Here is a 24,065-nt window from a genome sequence, read left to right as displayed (position 1 = left end):
CAATCCATCAACTTGCAACTTACATAAGTGTGCTGATGAATACATCCCTGTCGACCAATTCCCCTCCTGAAGTGGGGGCGACCTTGCAGCGGCTGCGCCTTGCGCGCGGCCTGACGCTGGAGGACCTGTCGCGGATAGCGGGGGTGTCGAAGTCGATGTTATCGCAGATCGAACGCGAGAAGGCGAATCCGACCATTGCGATCACGTGGCGCCTTGCCAACGCGTTGGGTGTGCCGATTGGCGATTTGCTGGCATCGGACACCCGCGAAGTCGAAACGATCCGCGTGCTGGACGCCCACGAGACCCCCACCCTGCCCGGCGCGCACGCCGGCTACACGCTGCGCATCCTGGGGCCGATGGAAATGGCCGGCAAGTACGAATGGTACGAGCTGACCCTGGCGCCGGGCGGCGAGCTGGCCTCGCAGGCGCACGATCCGGGCACCAACGAGCACCTGACGGTCACGCACGGTTCGGTCGAAGTCGAAGTCGGCACCAGCAAGCGCAAGCTCAAGCTCGGCGGCACGGCGCGCTACCCGGCGGACCAGAACCACGTCATCCGCAACACCAGCAAAACCGAGGCCAAAGCCTTGCTAGTCGTAGTCCACAGGTAATCTTCCAAAATCGGGGACAGACCACCATTTTAGAAGATTCTAAAATGGTGGTCTGTCCCCGATTTTGGAACTTTGCCGTTGCCGTTGATCTCGGGAGGCTGTTTCTATACCGTGAGCTGCGCGAGGGTGTCGGCGGCGCCCATCGTCGCGGCCAGCGATTGCGCTGTCATGCCGCGGCTGTCGACCGCTTGCGCCGAGGCGCCGCGCGCGAGCAGCAGCTCGACGATGGCGGTGCGGTTGAACATCGCCGCCATCATCAAAGGCGTTTTACCGTCGGGACTGGCGCCTTCGATGTTGGCCCCGTGCGCCAGCAGCAGCTCCGCAATCTCGAGGTAGCCCTTGTAGGCGGCGCCCGCCAGCGGCGTCTGCCCCTGGTCGTTGGCGACATTCGGGTCCGCCCCTGCGTCGAGCAGCACCCTGCAGGTGTCCAGGTGCCCGTGGTAACTCGCCAGCATGATCAGGCTGTCGCCTTTTTCGTTTCGGAAGTTGACTGGCAGGCCTTTTTCAACCATGGCGCGCAAGGAAGCGTCGTCCCCCGACCGCACCAGCCCGAACACGCTGCGGATGAAATCGAGTGCGTCCTGGTCCATTACGCCGCCCGGGGTTCCTGTGCTGCTTTGCATGGCTTGCTCCCTCCTGATTGTTGAAGCAATAGTATGCCGTCAAGCAGCAAAACGAGGTCGTCGGTTTCCGTGCGGCATTGGACGACCTGCGAGGAATGCTAGGGCTTGACCGTCGCGCCACTCAGCTGCGCCACACCGGCCAGCGTGGTCTGGGCCGCATTTAGCCCCAGCATGAAGTCCTTGTCCGAGTAAGTGCTGAAGACGTCGCTCGGCTGGTGCCAGTTGGGATTCCACCCGGCGCCGATGTGCATGCCGCGCTCGTTTTCGCGCAGCGAGACCGCCGGTACCAGGTCCATGAACGGCACCGAATCGGTATTGGTCATGTGCGGGCCTACCATCGCCGGATAGGGGCTGGCGTACTTGCCATTAGCCGCGTGCAGGACCCATGCCAGTTTCGATGACGCCTCGGCCTGCTTCGACGCCGACTGGAATTCGATATTGACGTCCGCTTCGGCGCGCTGCTCCTCGGGCGACACGTAGATCGGCTGTCCCTTGTCGTCGAGCACCGCCTTGCCCTTGGCGTCGAGCTTGGGAATCGGCATGCCGTGATCCCACAGCATCATGTCGTGCTGGATCACGCCCAGCCAGGTCGGTTCGGGAAACTTGCCCGACCCTTTCGGCGATTCAATCCCCTGCAAGTCCTTGCGCTGCTCGACATAGGCGCGGGCGCCATTCAGGCCTGTTTCCTCGTTGTTCCAGATCGCAAAGCGAATCGAACGCCCGGTGTGCACGCCCGGGGCGTTCAGGATGCGCGCCAGCTCCATCACCAGCGCGGTGCCAGAGCCATCGTCGTTGGCGGCCTCACCGTAGCCGAGGCCGTCCATGTGCGCGCTGACGATGTACATTTCGTGCGGATGGGTTGTGCCAACCTTGGTGCAGTAGATGTTCTCGCGCCTGGACGTCCCCACCGGCGGCTGCTCGGCATTGAGCGCGCGCAGCCGGGCGTCGGCCTGCAGCATCGGATCGGAATTGACCCCGGTCGGCGCGCGGTTGCCGAACAGCGTACTGCCGCCTTGCCCCGGAGGACCGCCACGCCCGCCGCCCGTCTTCGGCGCCGGGCGCGGCGGCGCTGGCGTGCCGGCCGGGCGCGGCGCCGCTTCGGTGTACTCGTATTGCAGGCGTTCGGTCTTGCAGCCGTACGCGTTGAGCTGCGCCTCGATCCAGTCCAGCGCCTGGCGATTGCGCTCGGTGCCCTGGCGGCGGTCGCCGAACCGGGTCAGGCCCTTGATCGTCGCCTTGTACTTCTCCAGGTCGAGCTGGCCCACCAGTGCGGCGACCGGATCGGCTTCCGCAGTTACAGGCGTTGAAGGCGACTGGGCCCAGGCGAGCGGCGCCGCCAGCGCGAGCGTGAGGCCAACAACGGCCAGGGGTGATGTCGGTGTCATGAAGGTCCTTGAAGCGGTCAACCGGCGCCTCGTACGTACAGGCATGGCCGTACACGGGCGGGCGCCGCGGGACCATGAATATACACCGCCCGTTCTCCAGAAACTGAAAAAGCGCACGGGCCGGAGCCGCGTGCGCTTTTTTTACCCGACGGGTCGCCGATTACTTGGCGGCGACTTGCGCCGGCTCGTTCATCTTCAACGCGCGCGCCAGGAAGCCCCAGCGGTCGGCCACTTCTTCAATCACTTTCGCGGTCGGCTTGCCAGCGCCGTGGCCGGCCTTGGTGTCGATGCGGATCAGGATCGGCGCGGCGCCGCCCTGCGCGGCTTGCGCAGCGGCGGCAAACTTGAAGCTGTGGGCCGGCACCACGCGGTCGTCGTGGTCAGCCGTCGTGACCATCGTCGCCGGGTAGCAGCTGCCCGCCTTCAGGTTGTGCAGTGGCGAGTACTTGACCAGCGCCTTGAACTCGTCCGCGTTATCCGCCGAGCCGTAGTCCGAGGTCCAGGCCCAGCCGATGGTGAACTTGTGGAAGCGCAGCATGTCCATCACGCCCACTTGCGGGATCGCCGCGCCGAACAGTTCCGGACGCTGCGTCATCGCCGCGCCGACCAGCAGGCCGCCGTTGCTGCCGCCGCCAATCGCCAGTTTCGCTGGCGAGGTCACCTTGTTGGCGATCAGCCATTCGGCCGCGCCGATGAAGTCGTCGAACACGTTTTGCTTTTGCAGCTTGGTGCCGGCAACGTGCCATTGCTCGCCGTATTCACCGCCGCCGCGCAGGTTGGCCACCACGTAGACGCCGCCCATTTCCATCCAGGCCAGGTTGGCTGGCGAGAACGCCGGGGTCAGCGAGATGTTGAAGCCGCCGTAGCCGTACAGGTAGGTCGGGTTGCTGCCGTCCATCTTCAGGCCTTTTTTGGACACGATGAACATCGGTACCTTGGTGCCGTCGCGGCTGGTGTAGAACTGCTGGCGCGTTTCGTACTGGCTTGGGTCGAAGTCGACCTTCGGCTGGCGGAATACCGTGCTTTTGCCGTTCTTCAGGTCGAGGCGGTAGATGGTGGTCGGGTTGGTGAAGCCGGTGAACGAGTAGAACGTTTCGTTGTCCTTGCGCTTGCCATTGAAGCCCGATGCCGAACCAATCCCCGGCAGCGCGATTTCACGCACCGCCTTGCCCTTGAGGTCGAACACTTTGACCATGCTGCGCGCATCGGCCAGGTATTCGGTGACCAGCTGGTTGTTCAGCAGGCTGCCGCCCATCAGGGTTTCTTTCGCTTCCGGGACGATCTGCTTCCAGTTGGCCGCTTCGGGCTTGCGGACGTCGATGGCGACGATACGCTTGCGCGGCGCGTTCTTGTCGGTGACGAAGTACATCACCGGACCATCGTTGTCGATGAAGTCGTACGATGCTTCGAACTCGTCGACCAGCGCGACCACTTTCGAATCGGCCTGGCTCAGGTCCTTGTAGAACACGCGGTACTTCGGCGCGGTGCCCTTGGTGGCGGTGATCAACAGGTACTTGCCGTCGTCGGTGACTTCGGCGCGGAAGCCCCATTCCTTCTGGTCGGGACGGTCGTACACCAGCGTATCGGCGCTCTGCGGGGTGCCGACCTTGTGGTAGTACAGCTTCTGGAAGTAATTCACGCCGGTCAGCCTGGTCGCTTCCTTCGGCTCGTCGTAGCGGCTGTAGAAGAAGCCCTTGCCATCCTTGGTCCAGGCGGTGGCCGAGAACTTGACCCACTTCAGGTGGTCGGTCAGGTCCTTGCCGGTCTCGATGTCGCGCACTTTCCATTCGTTCCAGTCGGAGCCGGAAGCGGCGGTGCCGTAGGCCAACAGCTTGCCGTCCGGGCTGACTGCGGCGCCTGCCAGCGCGACGGTGCCGTCGGCTGCGAGTGTGTTCGGGTCGAGCAGCACGCGTGGCGTGTCACCCAGGGTTTTCATGGTGTAGAGCACCGACTGCGGTTGCAGGCCGTCGTTGCGCGTGTAGAAGTAGCGGCCGCCTTCCTTGTACGGCACGCTGAAGCGCTCGTAGTTCCACAGCTTGGTCAGGCGCTGGCGGATGTTTTCACGCTCCGGAATCTGGCCGAGGTAGGCCTGGGTGACCTTGTTCTGCGCGTCGACCCATTCCTTGGTTTCTGCGCTGTTGTCGTCTTCCAGCCAGCGGTACGGATCGGCGATGGTGGTGCCGTGGTAGTTGTCCTGCTGGTCGACCTTTTTGGTCACCGGGTAGGCGATCGGTACGCCTGCAGGGGCGCAGACTTGCGCCATGGCTGGTCCGCCGAATGCGGCGAGCAGGCCAACAAGAATGGATGCGTGTCTCATTTGCATAGGTAGTGGCATCTTTCGGTGAAGAGTCTTAAGGCTGGGATTTGCCGACAAGATGATAGCGCGAATTGCCGCCTCTGGCGACCTCCGGCGTTGCACCGGCGGCGGATGGAATTCGAAGCGTGGCGCGTACTTACAGGCCGCGTTCGAGGTGCGTGAGCCGGCCGTGCTCCATTACCCAGCGGCGCGACATGTCGAGGGCCGAGCCGATTTCGGCCGGTGTGAGGCGGCGCGCGACGATGCTTTTGTTGGCGCTGGCGGTCTGGTCGCCCGCATCGGCGGCCAGCAGCATCCACATGTACTGGCGCACCGCGTCGCGCGCGACGCCGCGGCCGCTGCCGTACATGCCGGCCAGGTTGTACTGGGCCAGCGCGTGGCCCTGCTCGGCCGCCTGGCCGTACCAGAACACCGCCAGGTGGTCGTCCTGCGGCACGCCCTGGCCGTTGGCGTACATGACGCCAAGGTTGTTCTGCGCGCTGGGGTCGCCCTGCTCGGCGGCGATCCGGTACCACTGGGCCGCCTTGACTTCGTCCTTGGACACGCCCTGCCCGGTGGCGTAAATGACCCCGAGGTTGAACTGGGCGTTCGGCGCGCCCTGTTCGGCGGCGCGGCGGTACCAGTCAAGGGCTTTCTGCTCGTCGCGTTCGGTGCCGCGGCCGTTGGCGTACATGCTGCCCAGGTTGTACTGGGCCATCAGGTGGCCCTGCTCGGCGGCGCGCTGGTACCACACCAGCGCGCGCGCTTCGTCTTGCTCGACGCCCTGGCCGTTGGCCAGCATCGTGCCCAGCTTGTACTGCGCCTCCTTGTCGCCCTGGTCGCCGGCGCGCTGCAGCCAGGCGCAGGCACGCAGCGGATCGGCCCGCACGCCAAGTCCGTCGGCATAGGCGAGCCCAAGCTCGCGCTGGGCGCCGGCGGTGCCTTGCGCGGCGGCCTGGCGGAACCAGCACAGCGCCTGCGCGGCGCTTGCGTCGACGCCAAGCCCGCGCTTGTACATCATGCCCAGGTGCAGCTGGGCGATCGGGTCGCCCTGCACGGCGGCCTTGCGGAACCAGGCCATCGCGAGCGGATAATTGATGGCCGCGCCGCGGCCATACAGATAGCACTCGGCGAGCAGGCTCTGCGCGCTGGCGACGCCCTGCTCGGCCGCCCGGTAAAACCAGGCCAGCGCCAGTTCGTGGCTTTGCTCGACGCCACAGCCTTTCTTGTACATCTGGCCGAGGTTTTGCTGGGCCGAGGCGTCGCCCTGTTCGGCCGCGTGGCGAAACCAGTAGACTGCCTCGACATCGCTTTTCTGGACGCCGCGGCCGTTGTAATACAGCGCGCCCAGGTGGTTCTGGGCGAACGCCAGCCCCTGCAGGGCGGCCTGGCGCAGCCAGCGGAAGGCGCGCGCGTAGTCGCGCTCGATGCCATCGCCTTTTTTGTACATGAGTCCCAGGTTGAACTGCGCATAGGCGTCGCCGGCCTCGGCTGCATGCCTGAACCACACATAGGTTTGGTAGTTCTCACGGGAGATATTCTGGCGGTTCATTCGCATCCTCCGGCACGTGGCCGTGAACTTGCAGGATTGGGCGGCGGCAGTCGCCAGGCGATACAGATAACTATTGATAAAATCTTAATTCGTGAAGAATGCGCCGGTTTGACTGCGCACAAGCGTGCTATCGGCGTGACGCGATATGCGGACGTAAAAAAACCCCGGAATGATCTCTCACAACGGGGTTGGTTTCGGCAAGCAACGCTTTGCGGCGTTGCGGGCCGTGCGGCGCGTTTAGAAGCGCGTGCGCACGCCGAACACGAAGTTGCGTCCCGGGAGCGGCGACAGGTCCTTCAACAGCGAGGTCGACAGGCGGATGTCATCGTCCAGCAAGTTCTTCGCCAGCAGGAACCAGGTCAGGTCGTGGTTGCGGTATTTCTGCGTGTACGACAAGTTGGCGCCGACCTGCGTGTAAGCCGGGGTCGCGGTCGCTTCGAAGCTGGCCAGGCGGTCCTGCTCCATCGCGCGCATCACCGACAGGCCAGTGCGGATCGTGCCCTTCTTGTAGCCAATGTCGAAGCCGACGCGCTTGGCAGGCTGCAGCGGCAGGCTGCCGCCGCGTTCGAGCTTGCCGCGCGAGGTGTCGGCGAAGGCGCGCATCGACAGGCCCTGGCCCAGTTGGTTGTAGCCGATTTCGGCTTCGGCGCCGCGGATACGGGCGTCGGCTTGCTCGAACAGGCGCTCGCGCAGCGCTTCGCCGTCTTCCTCGACCAGCACGCCGGTCACGCGCCCGTAGACAAAATCGTTGACCTTGTTTTCGAACAGGTTGGCTTTCCAGCGCACCAGGCCAGTGGTCTTCTGCACGGTCAGCTCGATGTTGTGCGAGGTTTCCTTTTTCAGGTTCGGATTGCCGATGTCGAAGGTTTCGGTGGCGTGGTGCGGGCCTTCCGAGTACAGCTCCTCCGTTGCCGGCGCGCGCTGGGCCACCGACAGGGTCAGGCCGGCGCTGTAGCCAGGCGCAACGGGGTACATGCCGCCCACCGAGTACGACGTCAGGTTGAAGTCGCGCTTCAGCAAGCCGTCGGGACGGCGCTTGACCGATTCCAGGCGCAGGCCCGCGCTCATGCGCAACTTGCCGAACTCGCGCTCTTCCACCAGGAAGCCCGCGACCGAGGTCGAGTGGGTGGCCGGCACCGTCACGTGGCTGCCGTGCTCTTCCTCGGCGGCTCCGTCCTCGTGCTCTTCATGGCCGCCGTCGGCGCCGATGGCGGCGAAATGGCTGTTCTCGGTCTGGACGCCGAAGGTGCCATGCCATCCGGACACAGGCTTGTGGGTCAGCTCCAGGCGCGACTCCAGCGAACGGTTGGTGAACTTCACTTCCGGATCGCTGTCGGCATCGAGCTCGGTATGCTCGTAGTCGGTGAAGCCGAGCTTGAACTTGACGCTTTCCATCCCGCTGAAAGGCGATTTCACCATGCTGTCGATGTCATAGCGGGTCTGCGACTGGTCGATGCGCGCGCCTTCGCCGCTTGGAATGCCGTACAGGCTGTCCAGCAGCGAGACCGATGCGCCGACATGGCCCCAGGCGCCGACCAGCGAGGCGCCGGCGCCGCCGGTTTCCTGGCGGGTGAAGGAATTGCCCAGCCGGCGGCGCGGCGGCGCGTCTTCGCCCAGCGCGGCCGGACCCGGAATCGTGTAATCGTGCGCGCGGCGCACGTTGCCGTCGACGTGGAAGCCGATCGCACCGGCCGAGCCATCGACCGAACCGGACGCGTTGCGCGAATCATCGACCGTGCCGTAGCGTAGTTCGGCCTGTCCCGCCAGTTTCTCTTCCAGGTGCGTCGGGATCCGTTCATTGACGACGTTCACCAGGCCGCCAATCGCGCCCGAGCCGTACAGCAAGGAAGCCGGGCCGCGCAGGATTTCAATCTGGCGCGCGGTGGCGCCTTCGGCGGCCACCGCGTGATCATTCGACAAGCCCGACACGTCGGACACCGCCATGCCGTTTTCCAGCATCTTGACGCGCGAACCTTCGAGCCCGCGGATGATCGGGCGCGACGCGCCGGGTCCGAAGCCGGACGCCGACACGCCCAGTTCCTGCGACAAGGTCTCGCCCAGCGAGCTGCCGACCTTGTCGCGCAGTTCGTCACCGGCCAGGATCTTTGCCGGCGTCAGGATCTGGTCGCCTTCAGCGGCACGGAATGGCGTGGCCGTGACGACGACCTTCGGGATGGCCGCTTGTTCGCCTTGCGGCATGGTCTGGGCGTGGGACAGCGACGATATAGCGGACAGGACCGCAGCGGCGGCCAGCGTACGTTGGAATTTCATGGATTACCTCAAGCAAAACAATATGACAGGCGAGCGCCGGGCGGGCCGATGCGGCCGCCGGGCGCTGTGAAGGGGCAACGCTGTCAGGCTTGAGGTGGGGCGCGCGGGTTGAACCCGCAGACGACCCGGGCGCCATGGGTGCCGGTGTCGGTGGAGATAAATGCGGTGACGCCATTGCCGCCGGCAACGAAGGTGCGCGGCGCGGCGCCCAGCGGCGCGGCCAGCTGGGCCAGCGCAAGGCAATGGTCGCAGGTCTGGTCCTTGGCCACCGCCGACGACAGCTTGCTGTCGCCGTCGTAGGCATGGCGCTCGGCGCTGGCGACATCGAGCGTGCCGGTCCAGTGCGACAAGGCATGCGCGAACGCCATCTGCTGCGACAGCAGCAGCAACAACGACAGCAGGATGCGATTGACCAGTTGGCGACTCATATTGCCGACATTGTAATGCGACTCAGGATACGTGGGGAGCAGTATTTTCCTGCGCGTATTTATGTAAGTACGCCTGCACCTTGGCGGCGGCGAGCTTGTTGACTGACACCAGCAGCTGCGGCTCGACCGACGGCAGGCGGTAAGTCGCCCCCAGGTGGCTGCCGATGTGGCTCAGCACTTCCGCGGCGACTTCGGCGTCCGATTCGGCGCGGTGGGCGGCGCTGCGGAAGCGGATGCCGAGCTGGCCTGACAGCTGCCCCAGCTTGTAGCTCGGCATGCCGGGAAAGATGCGGCGCGACAGTTTCAGCGAGCAGACCAGGCCGCTGTGCGCCGTGGCCAGGCCAAGCCGCTCGCTCTCCGCTTTCAGGAACTTCTCGTCGAAACTGGCATTGTGGGCCGACAGCATGTCGTTGCCGATGAAGTCCAGCAGATCGGGGATGACGCGCGCCACCGGCGGCGCATTGTCGACCATGTCCTGGCTGATCCCGGTGAGCGCCGTGATAAACGATGGGATGCGCGCGCCGCAATTGATCAGCGACACATAGCGCTCGGTGACACGGCCGCCGACGATGCGCAGCGCCGCCACCTCGGTGATCCGGTCGCCCATCGCCGGCGACAGCCCGGTGGTTTCGAAGTCGATCATGACGATCGGTTTTTGTATCATCGTCTATCCAAACTTGCGTACTGCATCGAGGGCCAGCCCTGCGCCAATGCTGCCGAACAGGTCGCCTTCGACCTTGCGGGCCTTCGGCAACAGCGCACCCAGGCGCGCGCGCAGCATCGGTACGCCGCTGGAGCCGCCCGTGAAGAAGACGGTGTCGACCGCTTCCGGCGCCACGCCCGCCTGCGCCAGCATCGTGGTCACGGCCTGTTCGCAAGACAATACCAGATGGCCGGTCGCCGCTTCAAAGCGGTCGCGCTGCACGGTCAGCATGTCGGGCGGCGACAGGCGGTCGAGTTCGAGCGTCGCGGTGGCGGCGCCGGACAATGCGATCTTGCCCTCTTCCATCTTCATCGCCAGCCAGTGGCCCGAGCGGTCTTCGATCAGGTTTTGCAGCCGCACCAGCCGGGCCGGCTCCTGCGCATCGCGCACCAGGTCTTCCAGCTGGGCGGCAGCCTTGCGCGTGTAGGCCTGGTTGATGGTGTGCCAGGTGGCCAGGTTGAAGTAGTAGCTGGACGGGATTTCGCTGTTGTTCTTCAGCAGGCTCTTGTAGCCGAGCAGCGGCATCGCCGCGTCCAGGCTCAGGTATTTGTCGAAGTCGGTACCGCCGATGTGCACGCCGCCGGTGGCGAGAATGTCGTCGCGGCGGTCGGCCTTCAGCGCGCGCTGGGGCGACAGGCGCACCAGCGAAAAGTCCGAGGTTCCGCCGCCGATGTCGGCGATCAGCACCAGTTCTTCCTGGCTGATCTGGGATTCGTAATCGAAGGCGGCGGCGATCGGCTCGTACTGGAAAGCGACGTGCTGGAAACCCACCGAGCGGGCGACTTCGGCCAGCGTGTCTTCCGCCAGCTGGTCGGCTACCGGGTTGTCATCGATGAAATACACCGGCCGGCCAAATACGGCGCAGGTGAATTCGCGCCCTGCTGCCAGTTCCGCCCGGCGCTTGACCTCGCCGATAAACTGCGCCAGCAGCATGCGGAACGGCAGCGAGCGCCCCGCCACTTCGGTCTGGCCGTCGATCAGGCTGGTGCCGAGCAGGCTCTTGAGCGAGCGCATCAGGCGCCCTTCATAGCCGGCGAGGTAGCCGGCCAGCGCGGCGCGGCCGTAGCTGACCTCTTCATCCTCGGCATTGAAGAACACCACCGACGGCAAAGTTGGCTTGCCGTCTTCCAGCATCAGCAGCGCCGATGCCGGGCCGGCGGGCGATGGCGCGGGCGCGCGCTCGCCAATCCAGCCGACGGTGGAATTGGAGGTGCCGAAGTCGACTCCGCAAGCAATTGCCATGTGACCCTTCCTGTTCAAGAGGGGCGGTATGTTACCAGATTTGTTGCGCGGCGAGCCAGCCATTTTACTGCCGCGCGAGAAGATTGCTTCGGATCAAAAAGTTTCCACGGTTAAAAAGCTACGCTTCCAGACTGGTAGCCACCATTGAACAGGGGAACATTGTGAGGACACACCACTATAGCGCCTGCATCTTGCTGGCCGGACTTATGCTCGCTGGCTGCGGCGGCGGCGGCACCGCCGGCCCGAATACTTGCTCCCTTTCCAATCCCGCTGGCTGCGGCGGCACTGCCCAGCCGGAACCGGCGCCAACCCCGCCGCCGCCGCCCGACCCGGCCAGCAAGGCCGCCTCGATCAGCCTGGTGTTCAGTAACAGCGAACTCGGTTCGGCCGGCTTGCCTGAGGACGAGGTCAAGGTGACGGCGCTGGTCAAGACCGCGGACAATACCGCGGTTGCCGATGCGCCAATCACTTTCGCCGCCGATTCCGGCTTCCTGGCCGTCGGCGCCGTCAAGACCGACAGCAGCGGCAAGGCCAGCGCGGTGCTCGGCACCGGCGGCTCGCGCCTGAACCGGGCGATCAAGGTGACGGCGAAAGTCGGCGCCCAGAGCACCACAGCGCTGGTGACCGTGGTTGGCACCCGCCTGTCGATGGCCGGGCCGAGCCACCTGAACCTCGGCGAATCGGCCGAGCTGGTCGCCACCCTGGTCGATTCGGCCAGCCGCCCGATCGGCGGCGAGACCGTCACCGCCAGCGTCAAGAACGGCAACCTGCTGGCCAATACCAGCGCCGTCAGCGACAGCCGCGGCCAGGTGCGGATGAAACTGCAGGCATCGCAACGCGGCGACGAGCAAGTGACGGTATCGGCGCTCGGCGCCAGCATGGCCAAGCCGGTGCGCGTGTCGGGCAGCGAACTGGTGCTCTTGCCATCGGTGAGCGTTGGCGACAGCGGCGTCGAAACGCTCAAGGAAATCCAGGTCGGCATCTGCTCGCCGCTGGACGGCCGCTACATGACGTCGCAGGCCGGCAGCGTGACCTTGACCGCCTCGCGCGGCGCGCTGTTCAGCGACCCTGGCTGTACCCAGGCATTGACCGGCATGCTGGCCATCAACGGCGGCAGCATGACGCGCACCTACATCCGCTCCGACAACGCCGGCATCAGCACGGTCGATGCCGTGGTGTCGGGCGGCGCGGCAGCATCGACCCGGCTGGAATTCGTCGCGCCGCTGGCCGCCTCGTCGAAGGTCAACCTGCAAACCGATGTCGCCGTCATCGGCAGCGGCGAGCGCAGCAGCTTGATTGCGGTGGTGCGCGACGGCACGCCGGCAAATAACCTGGTCAAGGGCGCGCTGGTGCAATTCTCGATCGTGGCCGATCCGAGCGGCGGCAACCTGTTGTCGCCTTTCACCGCCATCACCGGCAGCGACGGCATCGCCCGCGCGACCTTCGTGGCCGGCCCCGCTGACGGCGGCAAGGACGGCACGCTGATCCAGGCCCGCCTGGCAGCCTTGCCAGCGGCGACCGCGACGACCGCCGTGACCGTCAACAAGAAGGCGCTGTCGATCCAGTTTGGCACCGGCAACACCTTGGTCGAGTACTCGCCCGCGGTGCTGCAGAAGGATTTCTCGGTGTTCGTGTCCGACAGCGCCGGTAGCCCGGTCAAGGATGTGGTCATCTCGGTGGCGGCCTGGCCGACCATGTACCGCAAGGGTAATTATGCCTGGCAGCAGTACAACCCGCCGCTGCAGGAACCGGGAATGTGGGTGCTCAACAATCCGATCACCGATTGCGCGAATGAAGACGTGGCGCGCCGCGGGCTGTACGACGGGGCCTTCGACAGCAACGGCAATGGCGTGCTGGAACCCGGCATTCCCTTGTCGGTGGTTAGCAACGGCAAGACCGATGCGTTCGGCATGACCACGGTGTCGCTGCGCTACCCGCGCGACCGCGCCAACTGGGTCCGGGTCGAGCTGACGGTTTCCGGCACCGTGGCCGGGACCGAGTCGCGCGCACGAAACGCCTTCTGGCTGCCGGCACTGGCCAAGGACCTGGACAAGTATGGGGTGTCGCCGCCGGGAGCGGAGAGTCCTTACGGTACGTATCCATCTTGCAACATCAGCTTGTAAGAACGCACCAAGACGGAACGGTAATTTATTGCGCTACGGCAAGTTCTTGCGCTACACTGGGTCACCCGGAGCCCCGGGTTGACCCAGCAGCCAGCCCCTGATGACGACTTTGACAGCAACGCCCAGCCATACCATCGCCGACATCAAGGCCATCATCCTGCGCGAAGCGCGCCGGGTGACGTCCTACGACGTGGCAAGCCTGGCAGGGGTGTCGCAGTCGGCGGTATCGCGCTGCTTCAAACCCGGCGCCAGCGTGTCCAAAGCGACCTACGCGCGCGTCATGCAGGCAGCCCAAGACCTCGACTACACGCCGAACGCCGCCGCCCGCAGCCTGATCACCCGGCGCAGCAACCTGGTGGCGGTGATCGTCCCGAGCGCCATTTCCCAGCATTATTCGGATGTCCTTGCCGAACTGAGCCGCCAATTCAGCCTGCGCGGCATGCATATCATCCTGTTCAACCTGCAATCCGAAAGCGAGATCGACCTCACCCTGGCCGAAGTCTGGCTACACCAGGTCGACGGCGCGGTGGTCGCGGCGCGGCTGACGGCTGAGCAGGTGGCCGAATTCGAACGGCGCCGCGTACCCATCGTGCTGTTCAACCGCAGCGTGGCCGGGTGCGACGTCAACAGCGTGGTCTGCGACCAGGAAGAAGCGGCGCGCGCAATGGTTACCCGTCTGGCTGCCGCCGGACACAAGCGCTTTGCCATGATCGACGGCCCGGCGCAGTCGCCCATCGCCCAGCAACGCAAGCGCGGCATGGCCGGACGGCTGGCCGAACTGGGCCTGGCCGCGCCGATGGCCGTCGCTGGCGGCCTCGACTACAACGGCGGCGCACGCGGCCTGCGCGAGATCCTCGACCGCTTCGGCGGCATACCCGATGTCGTCGTGTGCGGCAACGACCTGACCGCCATCGGCTGCCTCGACACGGCGCGGCATGACTTCCGCATCGATGTGCCTGGGCACATGTCGGTCACCGGCTTCGACGGTATCGCCGCCTCCGGCTGGATCAGCTATAACCTGACCACGATGAGCCAGCCGCTGCTGAGCATGGCGCAGACGGCGGCGGAGATGCTGTTCGGGCTGGTCGCAGGTACCGGCGGCGCGCGCCAGCAGCGCAGCTATTCGGCCACCTTCGTCGACGGCGCCACCGCCCGGCTCGGTCCGGCCTGAGGGATTCGGAGGGCGGCGGTGTGCGCGCCGGGTTCCCGGGCGCGCGATTATACTGGCCTCAGGTCATCTTGTTGCTCCATCCTCTCCCATGGCTCGCTTACAGCACGAATGGTTTTTGAAGCGCAACTGTTCGATGTCGCCGCGCCAGGTCGCCATCGCCTACGGTACGCTATGCCTGTTTACCTTCACCATCGCCAGCGCGTTCGCCGCGCGCGGCATGTGGATGGTGCTCGCTTACGCGGTCCTTGAATCCGGCGGCCTGGCCGTCGCCCTGCTGTACTACGCGCGCCACGCGCTCGATCACGAACATATCGCACTCAGCGATGGCTGCCTGCTGGTCGAGCGGGTGCAGGCAGGCGCCTGCGAACAGGTGCGGCTCGACCCCTACTTCACCCGCATCAGCCTGCCGAGCCGGCAACAGCGCCTGATCCGGATCGAGTCGCGCGGGGTCAGCCTGGAGGTGGGCTGTTACGTCTCCGATGACATGCGCAGAAAGGTGGCCGGCGAACTGCGCGCGCAGCTGCGCGCATCGTCGTACGGCAGCCAGTGGCGTTAGCGCGGCGGCTTGACCGCGGCGTAGCGCTTCCATAATGCGCGCAGCCGTCTGTCACCGCCCACTGCCCGTTCCGCCAGCGCGCCGCGTACCCGGGCGATTGCTCCCGCAAGGTCTTGCCGCTGGTTTTCCATGTGGCCAAGCAGGCGCTCGGCCACCGCCGCATCGTTGGCCTTGCCGAGTTCATCCTGCAAGGCGGTGAGCGCCTTAAGAAATGGCCGCAGCTGTTTGCCGCGGTACAGCGAGGCAAACAATTCCGTTGCGTATCGCGCTTTCTTGGCCGCGATGCGGGCCCGGTGGCGGGTTTCCGGATCGCCTTGCGCCAGCGCGCGGCCGCGCCGCTTCAGGCGCTTGTGTGCGCGGCGCAAGACCTTGCTGGCAAATGCAGGCACCGGCGCGTCGAGCCGGCCTTTGCCTTTGCCCTTGCCGGGGTCGCGCCATCCGTTGCCGAACATCCAGCGCCCGAGCGAAAGCATCATCCGTGTGTAGCGCGGCGAATTGACCGCGGCCGCGGCGCCAAGGTGGGCGTCGCGCGCGATGTCGAGCGCCGCGTGGGTCACGTCCAGCAATGGCCCGGCCGCCTGCACATCGTTCGACAACAGCGGCAAGGTTGATCCGGCCAGCACATCCCAGTCGCGCGCATTGCCAAGCTCGTTTGCCAGCCAGTCAAGATCCAGCTGCAGGTCGGCAGGCAACTGCACGATGTCCTTGAACACATCCAGCGCCGCGCGCAGGCGCCGCAGCCCGACCCGCAACTGGTGCAGGCTTTCGGCATTGTAGCCGCGCACGACCCCCTCGGCGTTGGCCTGGACCTGGGTGAGGCAGCCGAACGCAATCGCTTTGAAGGCCTGCTCGACATTGCTGCGCTTTGCCATTTGCACCGGCAGCGCGCCGGTGGCCATTGCCGGGTGCGGGTGGCACAGCGCATAACCGCGCTCCGCCTTGCTCAAGGTGCCGATCTGCATCGGCGTGGTCTCGTGAATGGCGAGTGCCAGGTCGAACAGGTGGATGGCGTTGCCCGAGACCAGTTCGAGTTCGAGCTCGCTGACCGGCACTGCCTCGTCGCCGCATTCCAGCTTGCCAACATCGAGGGCAAACTCGATGCGGTCGCCGCCGGGCAGGCGCAAGTCCCACAGGGTGCGGGTGACCTTGCTCTGAAAGATGGGCGCGAGGCTGCTGGCGATCGACGATGTGCGCAGCAACTTGCTCCACGGCGCCTTGCGGTCGACCAGAGCGCGCAGCGCCGCCAGGTCCGGTTGTTCGCCGGGAACGCTGGATTCCCATTCATAGCGCCGGTGCAGGCCCGCACTGGCATCGCCGCCGGCCTTCAGCGTCTGGACATGGTTGCCGTCGACCCGGCGCACGCGCAGGCCCGCGCCCGCCGCCTTCAACTGGTGGCCCGCCGTGTCGAAATAGGTATCGAACATCTGCAATTCGCGCACCGGCCCCGCAGCGTACTGCTGCAGCAAGGGCAGTTCGCGCAAGAGGGCCACGTCCTGCGGCCTGACCAGCAGTTTCAGTTCGATTTCCATTGAGGGACCTGATAAATATGCCCAGCCATTCTACGGCGCGCTCGCTCAAGCAGGCATGCTTGCTCTCAGCGCGTGACGGATGCCGTGGTTGGTAAAAGTCTAACCGAAAGCAATGCCGAGTTCGCGCGCGGTCGACACGGTGTCGCCCTCGACCGGCACGCACTTGGTATGGCCGGCCACATCTGCCAGTGCGACCAGCTTGATCGAGCTGTAGTCGAGCGAGACCATCACGCCGCCGTGGCCATCGACGATGGCGCGCACCGCGGCCGCGCCGAAGCGCGACGCGCAGACGCGGTCGAATGCCGATGGGCTGCCGCCGCGCAACAGGTGCCCGAGCACCAGCGAGCGGCATTCCTTGCCGGTGCGCCGTTCCAGCAGCGCCGCGACCTGCGCGCCGATGCCGCCGAGGCGCTCCGAATGTCCGTCGGTAGCCGGCGCGAGCAAGGCCCTTTCGCCGCCGATCGGCTGGGCGCCTTCGGCCACGACGACGATCGAATGATGCTTGCCGCCGCCCTCGCGCTCGAGGATCGCATCGGCCACCTTATCGATGTCGAAGGGAATTTCCGGGATCAGGATGGCGTGCGCGCCCGCCGCCATGCCGGCATGCAGGGCGATCCACCCGGCGTAGCGGCCCATGACTTCGACCACCATCACGCGATGATGGCTCTGCGCGGTGCTGTGCAGGCGGTCGATGCACTCGGTGGCGAAACCAACGGCGGTGTCGAAGCCGAAGGTCGAAAATGTACGGTCCAGGTCGTTGTCGATGGTTTTAGGCACGCCGATCACCCGCAAGCCCTTCTGGTGCAGCTGGTTGGCGATGCCCATCGACCCATCGCCGCCGACGATCACCAGGGCGTCGAAGCCAAGCTGTTTGCACAGCGCGAGCACGTCATCGGAGCGGTCAAGCTCGCTGACCTTGCCATCGGCGCCACGCACCGGAAAGCGCAGGGGGTTGCCGCGGTTTGAGCTGCCGAGGATGGTACCGCCCAGGTGGCCAATCCCATGGACGTCGCCGGCAGTGAGCCGGCGTACTGGCTGGCCGCTGCAGTGCTCGGGAGCAAGCAGCCCGTTGAAACCATCGTGGATGCCGAAGCACTCCCACCCGCGCCGTTCGGCCGACAACACGACGGCGCGGATGACCGCGTTTAAACCGGGCGCGTCGCCGCCGCCGGTTAACAATCCGATACGCTTGCGTTCCATGTTGTCTCCTCCAGCTAGGCCACTGGCGGTTCCGGCCCGGCAACCTCGGCCAGCTTCCGGCGGCGGCCGCGATTGGCCGCCACCACGCCGACACCCAGCAATGCCAGGCCAAGCATAGCCCCAACGGACGGGGTCGACAACCAGTGCAGTGTTTGGCCCGGCGTTCCGGACGGCTCTTCCAGCGGTGGATCGGACAGGGCTTTTTCGGACGCCACGGTGGGCGCCTGCGCACCCTCGAAGAAGGGAATCAGCTCCCGGATGCAGGCGTCGATATCCTGCGGTCCGCGGCTCGTGAGCCAGGCGCCGTCGCGAACGACGGGTTCATTAAGCCAGATCGCGCCTGCATTGACGAGGTCGTCGCGCATGCCGGGCGACGCGGTCAAGCGGCGGCTCGGGGCCAGGCCGGACGACGTGAGTACCGACGGCGCTTGCGACAGCAGCGCCACCGGCTTGCCAAGCGCGCTCATCGCGCGCATGAATGCGCGCACCAGCGCTGATTGCCTCAGCAGGTCGGGACTGATGTAGCCGCCCGGGATCAGCAAGCCGTCATAGTCGGTGGCGCTCACCTCGTTGACGGTCTTGTCGACTTGCACCAGATCGGCGGGCTGGTGCACGTTCATGCCGCGGATCCGGCCAGGATGCAAGGCAACAATATCAACCTGCGCGCCCGCCTGCTTCAACGCGTCGACAGATGCAGTGAGTTCGACCTTCTCGAACCCGTCGGTTGCCATCACGGCAATCCGCTTTCCATCGAGCTTGCGAGGGCCGTTCATGATCCACTCCGGAAGTACGCCACCCTAGACAGAGTTGGCGAACCTGGCTTTAGTTCCCGAGTTCGTGCAGCAGCGAACGGCGGCGTGCATAGCCGAAATAGATGACCAGGCCAATAAACAGCCAGATGCCGAACGCGATCCAGGTGGTCACGCTCAGGAACGCCATGAGGACGAGGCAGAACGCGATGGCCAGCAGCGGCACCACCGGCACCCATGGGCAGCGGAACGCCCGGGGCAAGTCCGGACGCTTGACGCGCAGCACCATCACCGCAATCGATACCAGGGTGAACGCGGCCAGCGTGCCAATGTTGATCAATTCGGCCAGCACACCGAGCGGGACCAGGGCCGCGATCAGGCCGAACACAATCCCCACGACCCAGGTTGCGAAGAATGGCGTGCCGTATTTCGGATGCAGGCTCGACAGTTTCTTCGGCAGCAATCCATCGCGCGACATCGCAAACAGCACGCGAGTCTGGCCATAGGCCATCACCAGGATGACGGTGGTCATGCCGAGGATGGCGCCCATGTCGACGAAGCCGGCCACCCAGTTTTCGCCGGCGTATTGCAGCGCGAGCGAGACCGGGTGGTCAATGCCAAGATACTGCTTGAACGGAACGATACCGGTCATGATGGCGGACACCACGACGTACAGGATCGCGCAGGCCGCCAGCGAGCCGATGATGCCGATCGGCAGATCGCGCTCCGGGCGTTTGACTTCCTCGGCGGCGGAGGTCACCGCGTCGAAGCCGATGAACGCGAAGAACACCAGTGCGGCGGCGCTCATCACGCCGTTCATCCCGTAAGGCATGAATGGCTGCCAGTTGGCAGGCTGGACGTGGCGCGCGCCGACCAGGATGAACAGCAGCACCACGCCAACCTTGATCAGCACCATGACGTTGTTGAGCCGCGCCGACTCGCGCACGCCCCACGACAGCATGGTCGTCAGCACCAGCATGATCACCAGTGCCGGCAAGTTGAACCAGGTTTCCACGCCGGGCACAGCGCCTGGCGCGGCGGTGAGCACGGTCGGCAGCGCAATCCCGAAGCCTGACAGCAACGACTGGAAATAGCCGGACCAGCCGACCGAGACCGCGGAAGTGGCCAGGCCGTATTCCAGCAGCAGGTCCCAGCCGATCATCCAGGCGACCAGCTCGCCCATGGTGGCGTAAGTGTAGGTGTAGATCGAGCCGGCTACCGGGACGGTCGAGGCGAATTCTGCATAGCAGAGCGCGGCGAAGCCGCATGCCAGCGCCGCGATGACGAATGACAAGGTGAGCGCTGGGCCGGCCGCGACCGCGCCGGTGCCGGTGAGCACGAAGATGCCGGTGCCGACGATCGCGCCGATGCCCATTAATACCAGGTCGATGGGCCCGAGGACCTTCTTGAGTCCGCCTGGGACCTTGCTGGCCGCCACCATTTTGTCTAGGTTCTTTGTTCTGAAAATGCTCACTACCTTGCCTCCAAAAGCTGAATCGCGGGTCGATGCCTGCCCCCTATTGCTGGGGACTGGGCATCGCCGGCTTACTGCCATGCTATAAAAATGAAAAGGCCTGCAGTCCGAAGATGCAAGCCTTAAATCGAAACCTGATGGGAAGTACACGCTTCGAACTCGCGTCCCCTGCACTAGCGATATCGGAAACGGGGACGGTCTAGTATAGCACTTGCAATTTCCTGGCTGACACGGTGCTGGCTCAGCTTGAACAACACGTACATGATCCAGAAACAGAAATGGCCTGCCACGAATGTGACAAGCCATTGAACGGAACGCGAATTTTGGTGGGAAGTGAATCGCCCCGGGTTTGAAGGGGTCAAAGGCAATTCTAAGGCGACGAGTGACATACTTTTTCCTCTAGTCGGTAATTGCGCGCAAGCGAGCCAGCGCATCTTCAACCACATACTCCGGTACAGTCTCAACTCGCTTTGCCTTCCTTGCTTCCAAGTCCAACATGCGAATCTGGTTGACCAACGCTACACCTTGCGTCTTTGTGCCTGCACCGCTCAAGGATGCTGCGAAGCCTGCATGTCGGGCGAAGTCGCCGCCTTGCGTTACCGGTGCAACCAGTACCACGCCCAGCGCGTTGAACGCGCTTGTAGACAGCACCAGCGCAGGCCGCATGCCCCTTTGCTCGTGCCCTTCAGTCGGATCGAGCTTGACCATCACAATGTCGCCGCGCCCAAATTTACTACGGCTCACCACGCTTCACGTCCCACAGGCTTGACGCGGGACCACGCCGCCAAATCGGCTGGCTCCGGCGCGGAAAGATCACATTGCGCCACCAGATCAGCCAGCGAATACGATGGGCGCGCGGCTTTCAGCAGCACTCCATCAGGCTGCACATTGACGCTAAGCTTATCGCCCAAAGTTACCTTGAGCATGCCCAGCAACTCAGTGGGCAAACGCACCGCTGCGCTATTGCCCCATTTCTGAACCGATAATTCCATAAAACCTCCAAATGTTGATACATTGTAGATTCATCCAAAGTGCCATGTCAAGCGCATTGTTTATACAATGTATCACCAAAATTCCCTCACAATACGTCCGCGAATGCTTGGCGTAGCCTTTTCTTGTCTACCTCAAGATAGGGGTCAACATGGTCCAGTTCAGCGTGGCCGATCATCAGCTGCACTGTGCCCAATCCGTGTCCCTGCGCGAGCAGCCTTGAGGCCATTGTGCGCCGGCCTGAGTGACTGCTGCCACCACGAATGCCCGCGTCCTTGCAGAGTTTCGAGATGTGGGCTTGCAGTGACTCGCAGGCCAGGTAATCAACCTGTGAGCCAGACTGGTTGATCCGACGCTTGCAGTTCAGCGAGAACTTGTAACCCTTGAACGTGAGGATCAGCTTGCTATCTGGCCGCAGACCACGGTAGCGCTTCGGGTCATCGCTCATCCGCCATCGTCGCTCTATGCGAAGGGATAGTTATGCATCCGGGGCGGCCACTAGATCGCGGTTGATGGGGTACACACCGCTGGCGACAGCCCTTCGTAATCGCGGCCCTCAATGAAACCTCGAGCCGGATCAGGCCAGAGGGAAAGACAAAAATCGCCTACCTCTACCTGAGCGATCTCGCTCACACGGAGACCCGTATGGATACCCAACAGCAGGACGAGAACGTCCCGTTCGGGATCGCGACTAACGGCGTTGGTTACACGGATAAGATGCCGGTACTGGCCTTTAATACGGTGGCTTGCGCCATTGAACACCTCTGACTTAAGTTGAACCGTCCTATTCAGAGTGAGAAGCGGTCGGCCTCTTTTTCGAGAGTACCACCGCATGTTTCCTTAAGTCCTCGGAAAAGCCAGTGCTGGCCCGTCGTAGCCGAGCGAGTAGCGCTCGGCGTCCCGTTGGGGGCAGCCTTGCGCGTAGCTTAGGGCGTGCCGTTGGGGCAGCCTTCCGCGCAGCGCCGGGCGTGCGGTTGGGGTCAGCCTTGCGCGCAGCGCTGGGAGTGCCGTTGGGTCGGCCTTGCGCGCAGCGCTGGGCGAGACCAGAGTAACGCTGCGAAAACGCAGTCTGGTACTTATCCACTTGATACTACTCAGGGCACAGCCGAGCAGTTGAGTCATGCTGTTCGCATGTCGAACAATCTTCCCGCTACGATCATGCAAAATGTCCGCCGGTCTGGTATCGATCGCCGGACAACGTCGGCCGCCTAACGCCATTCTAGTTCCATCATGAACTTCGCGCCGCGGTCGATGGTGCCGCTCGACCACCCAGATTGTCCGCTTACGTCCGTCGAAGTTTTCCGTACTTTTTCCGTACTTCGTCCTAAAATGTAAAAAAGGCCTGCGACGTGAGTGGCAAGCCTTTGATCTCAAACGAATTTTGGTGGGAAGTACAAGTTTCGAACTTGTGACCCCTGCAGTGTGAATGCAGTGCTCTACCCCTGAGCTAACCTCCCGGGTGGCCCGTATTATGGCACAGTCTTCACGAAGCGTCACTTCTTCGTCAGATCCGCCCTAATGACCGTCGATCAGAGGTCACTTCGCCACTTGCAAATCTGACGTAGCTGGGACATGACGTCTCAGCCCGTTGGAAAATCGCAATAATCTTATAAATTCAATTTATAAAGAACTCATTTGTATGTAACCTTAGCGCCCAATCGCTTTCTTCTTCAAAGTCAATCAGGACATACGCAATGCCGTCTTTCATAATCATTTCCGTCTGTTCCAACGAGAGCCTTTGAAGGGTTGCTGAAATATCAGCAACCGCTCTTGCAATCTGAATCATAGGCAGTATCCAGCAATCCCTCACGCTTATGGTGATAGTAAATGGCGTCACGTCCAGGTCCATGGATTCGTTGATTTCAACGCGAATCGGCGAATCAACTACAGGCGTAGTGTTTGCGTAAAAGGAATGCGTATTATTCGCTCTATTTATCTTGTCGATGATCTGGGCTTTCAGAGCAATGCGGTGTTTCGATTGCTTTATGCTCTAAGGTTGATCATCAAATTTTTGCCTCTGGAGCGATTCTTGCCGCTTAGCGAGTTCAACCATCCGATCTATTCCGCAGTTACGTACCACTGGCGTGCTGTCAACTCCTTAAGCAAATAATCGACAATGACCGCGCGTTCACTCTCAGTGATGGCAACCATGTCAAACGGGGCATCCCACTTTTTGATGCTACCGATATCGATGATAAAGTCAGGTGACCCGTGACCGCGCAGAAACGATTCACCGGATACTTTGACCGTCTTGTTGTCAACTAGCACGGTAATCGAACTCGGCGTTGCTTTAGTGATTGATATCATTTAATTTATCAAGGGAAAACTACAGTTTTAATGCCAGTCACTGGATCTATTGTCGTTATTTTTGTCACGTTGGGATTTTTAATAAGTGCCGGCAATTCCTTGTTCATCCGATTGCCAGGACGCAGGTCATTTCCAATCACAGCTGACACTTCGCCAGATACTCCGGTGGCGTACTCGGCTGATATATCCTCTCATTGCTTTACAGCAACCGGATTATTTGGGTCCCAGTTTGACATTTCAATTTTTCGTTCTTCAATCAACGTCTCGAGTGTAATCCCCTTGTTGTCGCGGGCAATCTCGGCAGCCCGTTCGGCGCCGCCAACCTTGTTACCTGCTAAATCTTCACTTCTGCCAGACCAAAAAAAAGCAGTATTCGGTTTCGTAGACACACGACTCTTCGCGCGTGCGATGTGAACGCCATCGAAGTAGCTGGACAGAGTCTGGGCAGGTCGTGCGGCGTCGGCAACACTTGCAGCTTTCGCCCCCGCTGCAGCACTGGCTCTTCCTGTTTTCGCCGCCTCAGCTGCCTTCTTTGCTTTCGCAGCGTTGCTACTATTTATCCACCCTAAGCCAATGGTGCCGACCTCGGTAGCACCGCGGGTGATCGATTCGACGTAGTCCCCCTTTGCCCAGGGGGCGGTCACTGGTCTGACAATCGCTTTTCCAACATCCCACGCGCGCCGCGCAACGGCTTCCGGTGTGATGTTACCTAATTTAATATGCTCGCCGAGGATTTTTGCATCGAGCTGGGCAAGGGCTTCGCCCCTTTGTGTCTGGGTGGTAATCCCCCCATTTTTAGAGCATGCTAAAAGTAGAGGTTAAGCGGCAAGGGCCAATTTCTGTTTTGGCGTAATT

At 63.3% G+C, this 24,065-nt stretch carries 23 protein-coding genes and 1 tRNA gene; 5 read left to right on the top strand and 19 right to left on the bottom strand.

The window, feature by feature from the left end; all coding sequences use genetic code 11:
• Positions 1–35 precede the first annotated feature (35 nt).
• Positions 36–611, top strand: coding sequence for a helix-turn-helix domain-containing protein (locus tag I4X03_RS22050; protein ID WP_223470966.1), 576 nt, complete (start codon positions 36–38; stop codon positions 609–611).
• A 104-nt stretch (positions 612–715) separates the two neighbouring features.
• Here the strand turns inward: I4X03_RS22050 and I4X03_RS22045 are convergent, their stop codons facing one another.
• From I4X03_RS22045 to I4X03_RS22010, 8 genes are all read right to left on the bottom strand, one after another.
• Entirely contained in the window at positions 716–1,234 is a 519-nt protein-coding gene (locus I4X03_RS22045) for an ankyrin repeat domain-containing protein (RefSeq protein ID WP_223470963.1), read from the bottom strand.
• Positions 1,235–1,332: 98 nt separating this feature from the next.
• A complete protein-coding gene (locus I4X03_RS22040; protein WP_223470961.1) occupies positions 1,333–2,619 on the bottom strand; it encodes a M28 family metallopeptidase in 1,287 nt (428 codons plus the stop codon).
• A 160-nt stretch (positions 2,620–2,779) separates the two neighbouring features.
• A complete protein-coding gene (locus tag I4X03_RS22035; protein ID WP_223470959.1) occupies positions 2,780–4,882 on the bottom strand; it encodes a prolyl oligopeptidase family serine peptidase in 2,103 nt (700 codons plus the stop codon).
• A 190-nt stretch (positions 4,883–5,072) separates the two neighbouring features.
• Positions 5,073–6,467: a tetratricopeptide repeat protein gene (locus I4X03_RS22030; protein WP_223470958.1), complete on the bottom strand. Its 1,395-nt coding sequence runs from the start codon at positions 6,465–6,467 to the stop codon at positions 5,073–5,075.
• Between the two features lie 237 nt (positions 6,468–6,704).
• The gene (locus tag I4X03_RS22025) at positions 6,705–8,738 is read right to left on the bottom strand and encodes a TonB-dependent receptor (protein WP_223470956.1); all 2,034 of its coding nucleotides are present in this window, start codon (positions 8,736–8,738) and stop codon (positions 6,705–6,707) included.
• A gap of 83 nt (positions 8,739–8,821) precedes the next feature.
• Complete coding sequence (locus I4X03_RS22020; protein WP_223470954.1) at positions 8,822–9,166, bottom strand: hypothetical protein; 345 nt, start codon at positions 9,164–9,166, stop codon at positions 8,822–8,824.
• Between the two features lie 22 nt (positions 9,167–9,188).
• On the bottom strand, positions 9,189–9,830 hold the full coding sequence (locus tag I4X03_RS22015; protein WP_223470952.1) for a 3'-5' exonuclease: 642 nt from the start codon (positions 9,828–9,830) through the stop codon (positions 9,189–9,191).
• Between the two features lie 3 nt (positions 9,831–9,833).
• Positions 9,834–11,111 carry an Hsp70 family protein gene (locus tag I4X03_RS22010; RefSeq protein WP_223470950.1) on the bottom strand — a complete coding sequence of 426 codons (1,278 nt, stop codon included), beginning with the start codon at positions 11,109–11,111 and terminating at the stop codon, positions 9,834–9,836.
• Between the two features lie 161 nt (positions 11,112–11,272).
• Between I4X03_RS22010 and I4X03_RS22005 the strand changes: the two genes are divergently transcribed.
• The 3 genes from I4X03_RS22005 (at position 11,273) to I4X03_RS21995 (ending at position 14,961) form a co-directional block, all read left to right on the top strand.
• Entirely contained in the window at positions 11,273–13,234 is a 1,962-nt protein-coding gene (locus I4X03_RS22005) for an Ig-like domain-containing protein (RefSeq protein WP_223470948.1), read from the top strand.
• 100 nt (positions 13,235–13,334) lie between these two features.
• Positions 13,335–14,405, top strand: a complete 1,071-nt coding sequence (locus tag I4X03_RS22000) for a LacI family DNA-binding transcriptional regulator (RefSeq protein ID WP_223470946.1) — start codon at positions 13,335–13,337, stop codon at positions 14,403–14,405.
• A gap of 115 nt (positions 14,406–14,520) precedes the next feature.
• Complete coding sequence (locus tag I4X03_RS21995; protein WP_223470944.1) at positions 14,521–14,961, top strand: DUF2244 domain-containing protein; 441 nt, start codon at positions 14,521–14,523, stop codon at positions 14,959–14,961.
• On the opposite strand, the gene I4X03_RS21990 is transcribed toward I4X03_RS21995, so the two are convergent.
• From I4X03_RS21990 to I4X03_RS21960, 7 genes are all read right to left on the bottom strand, one after another.
• The gene (locus I4X03_RS21990) at positions 14,958–16,490 is read right to left on the bottom strand and encodes a CYTH and CHAD domain-containing protein (RefSeq protein WP_223470942.1); all 1,533 of its coding nucleotides are present in this window, start codon (positions 16,488–16,490) and stop codon (positions 14,958–14,960) included. The two genes, I4X03_RS21995 and I4X03_RS21990, sit on opposite strands and share 4 nt — an antisense overlap.
• Before the next feature lie 99 nt (positions 16,491–16,589).
• Positions 16,590–17,690: a 6-phosphofructokinase gene (locus I4X03_RS21985; protein WP_223470932.1), complete on the bottom strand. Its 1,101-nt coding sequence runs from the start codon at positions 17,688–17,690 to the stop codon at positions 16,590–16,592.
• Positions 17,691–17,704: 14 nt separating this feature from the next.
• Positions 17,705–18,463, bottom strand: coding sequence for a type 1 glutamine amidotransferase domain-containing protein (locus I4X03_RS21980; RefSeq protein ID WP_223470930.1), 759 nt, complete (start codon positions 18,461–18,463; stop codon positions 17,705–17,707).
• A gap of 49 nt (positions 18,464–18,512) precedes the next feature.
• Entirely contained in the window at positions 18,513–19,913 is a 1,401-nt protein-coding gene (bcaP, locus tag I4X03_RS21975; protein ID WP_370660546.1) for a branched-chain amino acid transporter BcaP, read from the bottom strand.
• 399 nt (positions 19,914–20,312) lie between these two features.
• Positions 20,313–20,660, bottom strand: a complete 348-nt coding sequence (locus I4X03_RS21970; protein WP_223470927.1) for a type II toxin-antitoxin system ChpB family toxin — start codon at positions 20,658–20,660, stop codon at positions 20,313–20,315.
• On the bottom strand, positions 20,654–20,905 hold the full coding sequence (locus I4X03_RS21965; RefSeq protein WP_223470925.1) for an AbrB/MazE/SpoVT family DNA-binding domain-containing protein: 252 nt from the start codon (positions 20,903–20,905) through the stop codon (positions 20,654–20,656). Before I4X03_RS21965 ends, I4X03_RS21970 begins: the two co-directional genes overlap by 7 nt.
• 86 nt (positions 20,906–20,991) lie before the next feature.
• Entirely contained in the window at positions 20,992–21,351 is a 360-nt protein-coding gene (locus I4X03_RS21960) for a tyrosine-type recombinase/integrase (protein WP_223470917.1), read from the bottom strand.
• Positions 21,352–21,548: 197 nt separating this feature from the next.
• Between I4X03_RS21960 and I4X03_RS23130 the strand changes: the two genes are divergently transcribed.
• Complete coding sequence (locus tag I4X03_RS23130) at positions 21,549–21,671, top strand: hypothetical protein (RefSeq protein WP_267874102.1); 123 nt, start codon at positions 21,549–21,551, stop codon at positions 21,669–21,671.
• A gap of 614 nt (positions 21,672–22,285) precedes the next feature.
• Here I4X03_RS23130 and I4X03_RS21955 read toward each other — a convergent pair.
• From I4X03_RS21955 to I4X03_RS21940, 4 genes are all read right to left on the bottom strand, one after another.
• A tRNA-Val gene (locus I4X03_RS21955) sits at positions 22,286–22,360 on the bottom strand.
• 158 nt (positions 22,361–22,518) lie between these two features.
• Entirely contained in the window at positions 22,519–22,689 is a 171-nt protein-coding gene (locus I4X03_RS21950; protein WP_223470915.1) for a hypothetical protein, read from the bottom strand.
• A gap of 272 nt (positions 22,690–22,961) precedes the next feature.
• Positions 22,962–23,210: an Imm74 family immunity protein gene (locus I4X03_RS21945; protein ID WP_223470913.1), complete on the bottom strand. Its 249-nt coding sequence runs from the start codon at positions 23,208–23,210 to the stop codon at positions 22,962–22,964.
• Positions 23,211–23,401: 191 nt separating this feature from the next.
• A complete protein-coding gene (locus tag I4X03_RS21940) occupies positions 23,402–23,854 on the bottom strand; it encodes a hypothetical protein (protein ID WP_223470911.1) in 453 nt (150 codons plus the stop codon).
• Between the last annotated feature and the right edge of the window lie 211 nt (positions 23,855–24,065).

It is taken from the genome of Massilia soli, assembly GCF_016809835.1.
Lineage (GTDB): Bacteria > Pseudomonadota > Gammaproteobacteria > Burkholderiales > Burkholderiaceae_D > Telluria_A > Telluria_A soli.
This window is presented reverse-complemented; position numbering and strand designations above follow the sequence as displayed.

Excerpts from the sequence above, each read along its gene's own strand:
- I4X03_RS23130 (WP_267874102.1), top strand. The coding sequence starts at position 21,549 with ATGGATACCCAACAGCAGGACGAGAACGTCCCGTTCGGGATCGCGACT.
- I4X03_RS22015 (WP_223470952.1), bottom strand. The coding sequence starts at position 9,830 with ATGATACAAAAACCGATCGTCATGATCGACTTCGAAACCACCGGGCTG.
- I4X03_RS21985 (WP_223470932.1), bottom strand. The coding sequence starts at position 17,690 with ATGGAACGCAAGCGTATCGGATTGTTAACCGGCGGCGGCGACGCGCCC.
- I4X03_RS22000 (WP_223470946.1), top strand. The coding sequence starts at position 13,335 with ATGACGACTTTGACAGCAACGCCCAGCCATACCATCGCCGACATCAAG.
- I4X03_RS22020 (WP_223470954.1), bottom strand. The coding sequence starts at position 9,166 with ATGAGTCGCCAACTGGTCAATCGCATCCTGCTGTCGTTGTTGCTGCTG.
- I4X03_RS21980 (WP_223470930.1), bottom strand. The coding sequence starts at position 18,463 with ATGAACGGCCCTCGCAAGCTCGATGGAAAGCGGATTGCCGTGATGGCA.
- I4X03_RS21990 (WP_223470942.1), bottom strand. The coding sequence starts at position 16,490 with ATGGAAATCGAACTGAAACTGCTGGTCAGGCCGCAGGACGTGGCCCTC.
- I4X03_RS22040 (WP_223470961.1), bottom strand. The coding sequence starts at position 2,619 with ATGACACCGACATCACCCCTGGCCGTTGTTGGCCTCACGCTCGCGCTG.
- I4X03_RS21960 (WP_223470917.1), bottom strand. The coding sequence starts at position 21,351 with ATGAGCGATGACCCGAAGCGCTACCGTGGTCTGCGGCCAGATAGCAAG.
- I4X03_RS22025 (WP_223470956.1), bottom strand. The coding sequence starts at position 8,738 with ATGAAATTCCAACGTACGCTGGCCGCCGCTGCGGTCCTGTCCGCTATA.
- I4X03_RS21945 (WP_223470913.1), bottom strand. The coding sequence starts at position 23,210 with ATGATATCAATCACTAAAGCAACGCCGAGTTCGATTACCGTGCTAGTT.
- I4X03_RS22030 (WP_223470958.1), bottom strand. The coding sequence starts at position 6,467 with ATGAACCGCCAGAATATCTCCCGTGAGAACTACCAAACCTATGTGTGG.
- I4X03_RS22035 (WP_223470959.1), bottom strand. The coding sequence starts at position 4,882 with ATGGCGCAAGTCTGCGCCCCTGCAGGCGTACCGATCGCCTACCCGGTG.
- I4X03_RS22010 (WP_223470950.1), bottom strand. The coding sequence starts at position 11,111 with ATGGCAATTGCTTGCGGAGTCGACTTCGGCACCTCCAATTCCACCGTC.
- I4X03_RS22050 (WP_223470966.1), top strand. The coding sequence starts at position 36 with ATGAATACATCCCTGTCGACCAATTCCCCTCCTGAAGTGGGGGCGACC.
- I4X03_RS21965 (WP_223470925.1), bottom strand. The coding sequence starts at position 20,905 with ATGGAATTATCGGTTCAGAAATGGGGCAATAGCGCAGCGGTGCGTTTG.
- I4X03_RS21950 (WP_223470915.1), bottom strand. The coding sequence starts at position 22,689 with ATGATTCAGATTGCAAGAGCGGTTGCTGATATTTCAGCAACCCTTCAA.
- I4X03_RS22045 (WP_223470963.1), bottom strand. The coding sequence starts at position 1,234 with ATGCAAAGCAGCACAGGAACCCCGGGCGGCGTAATGGACCAGGACGCA.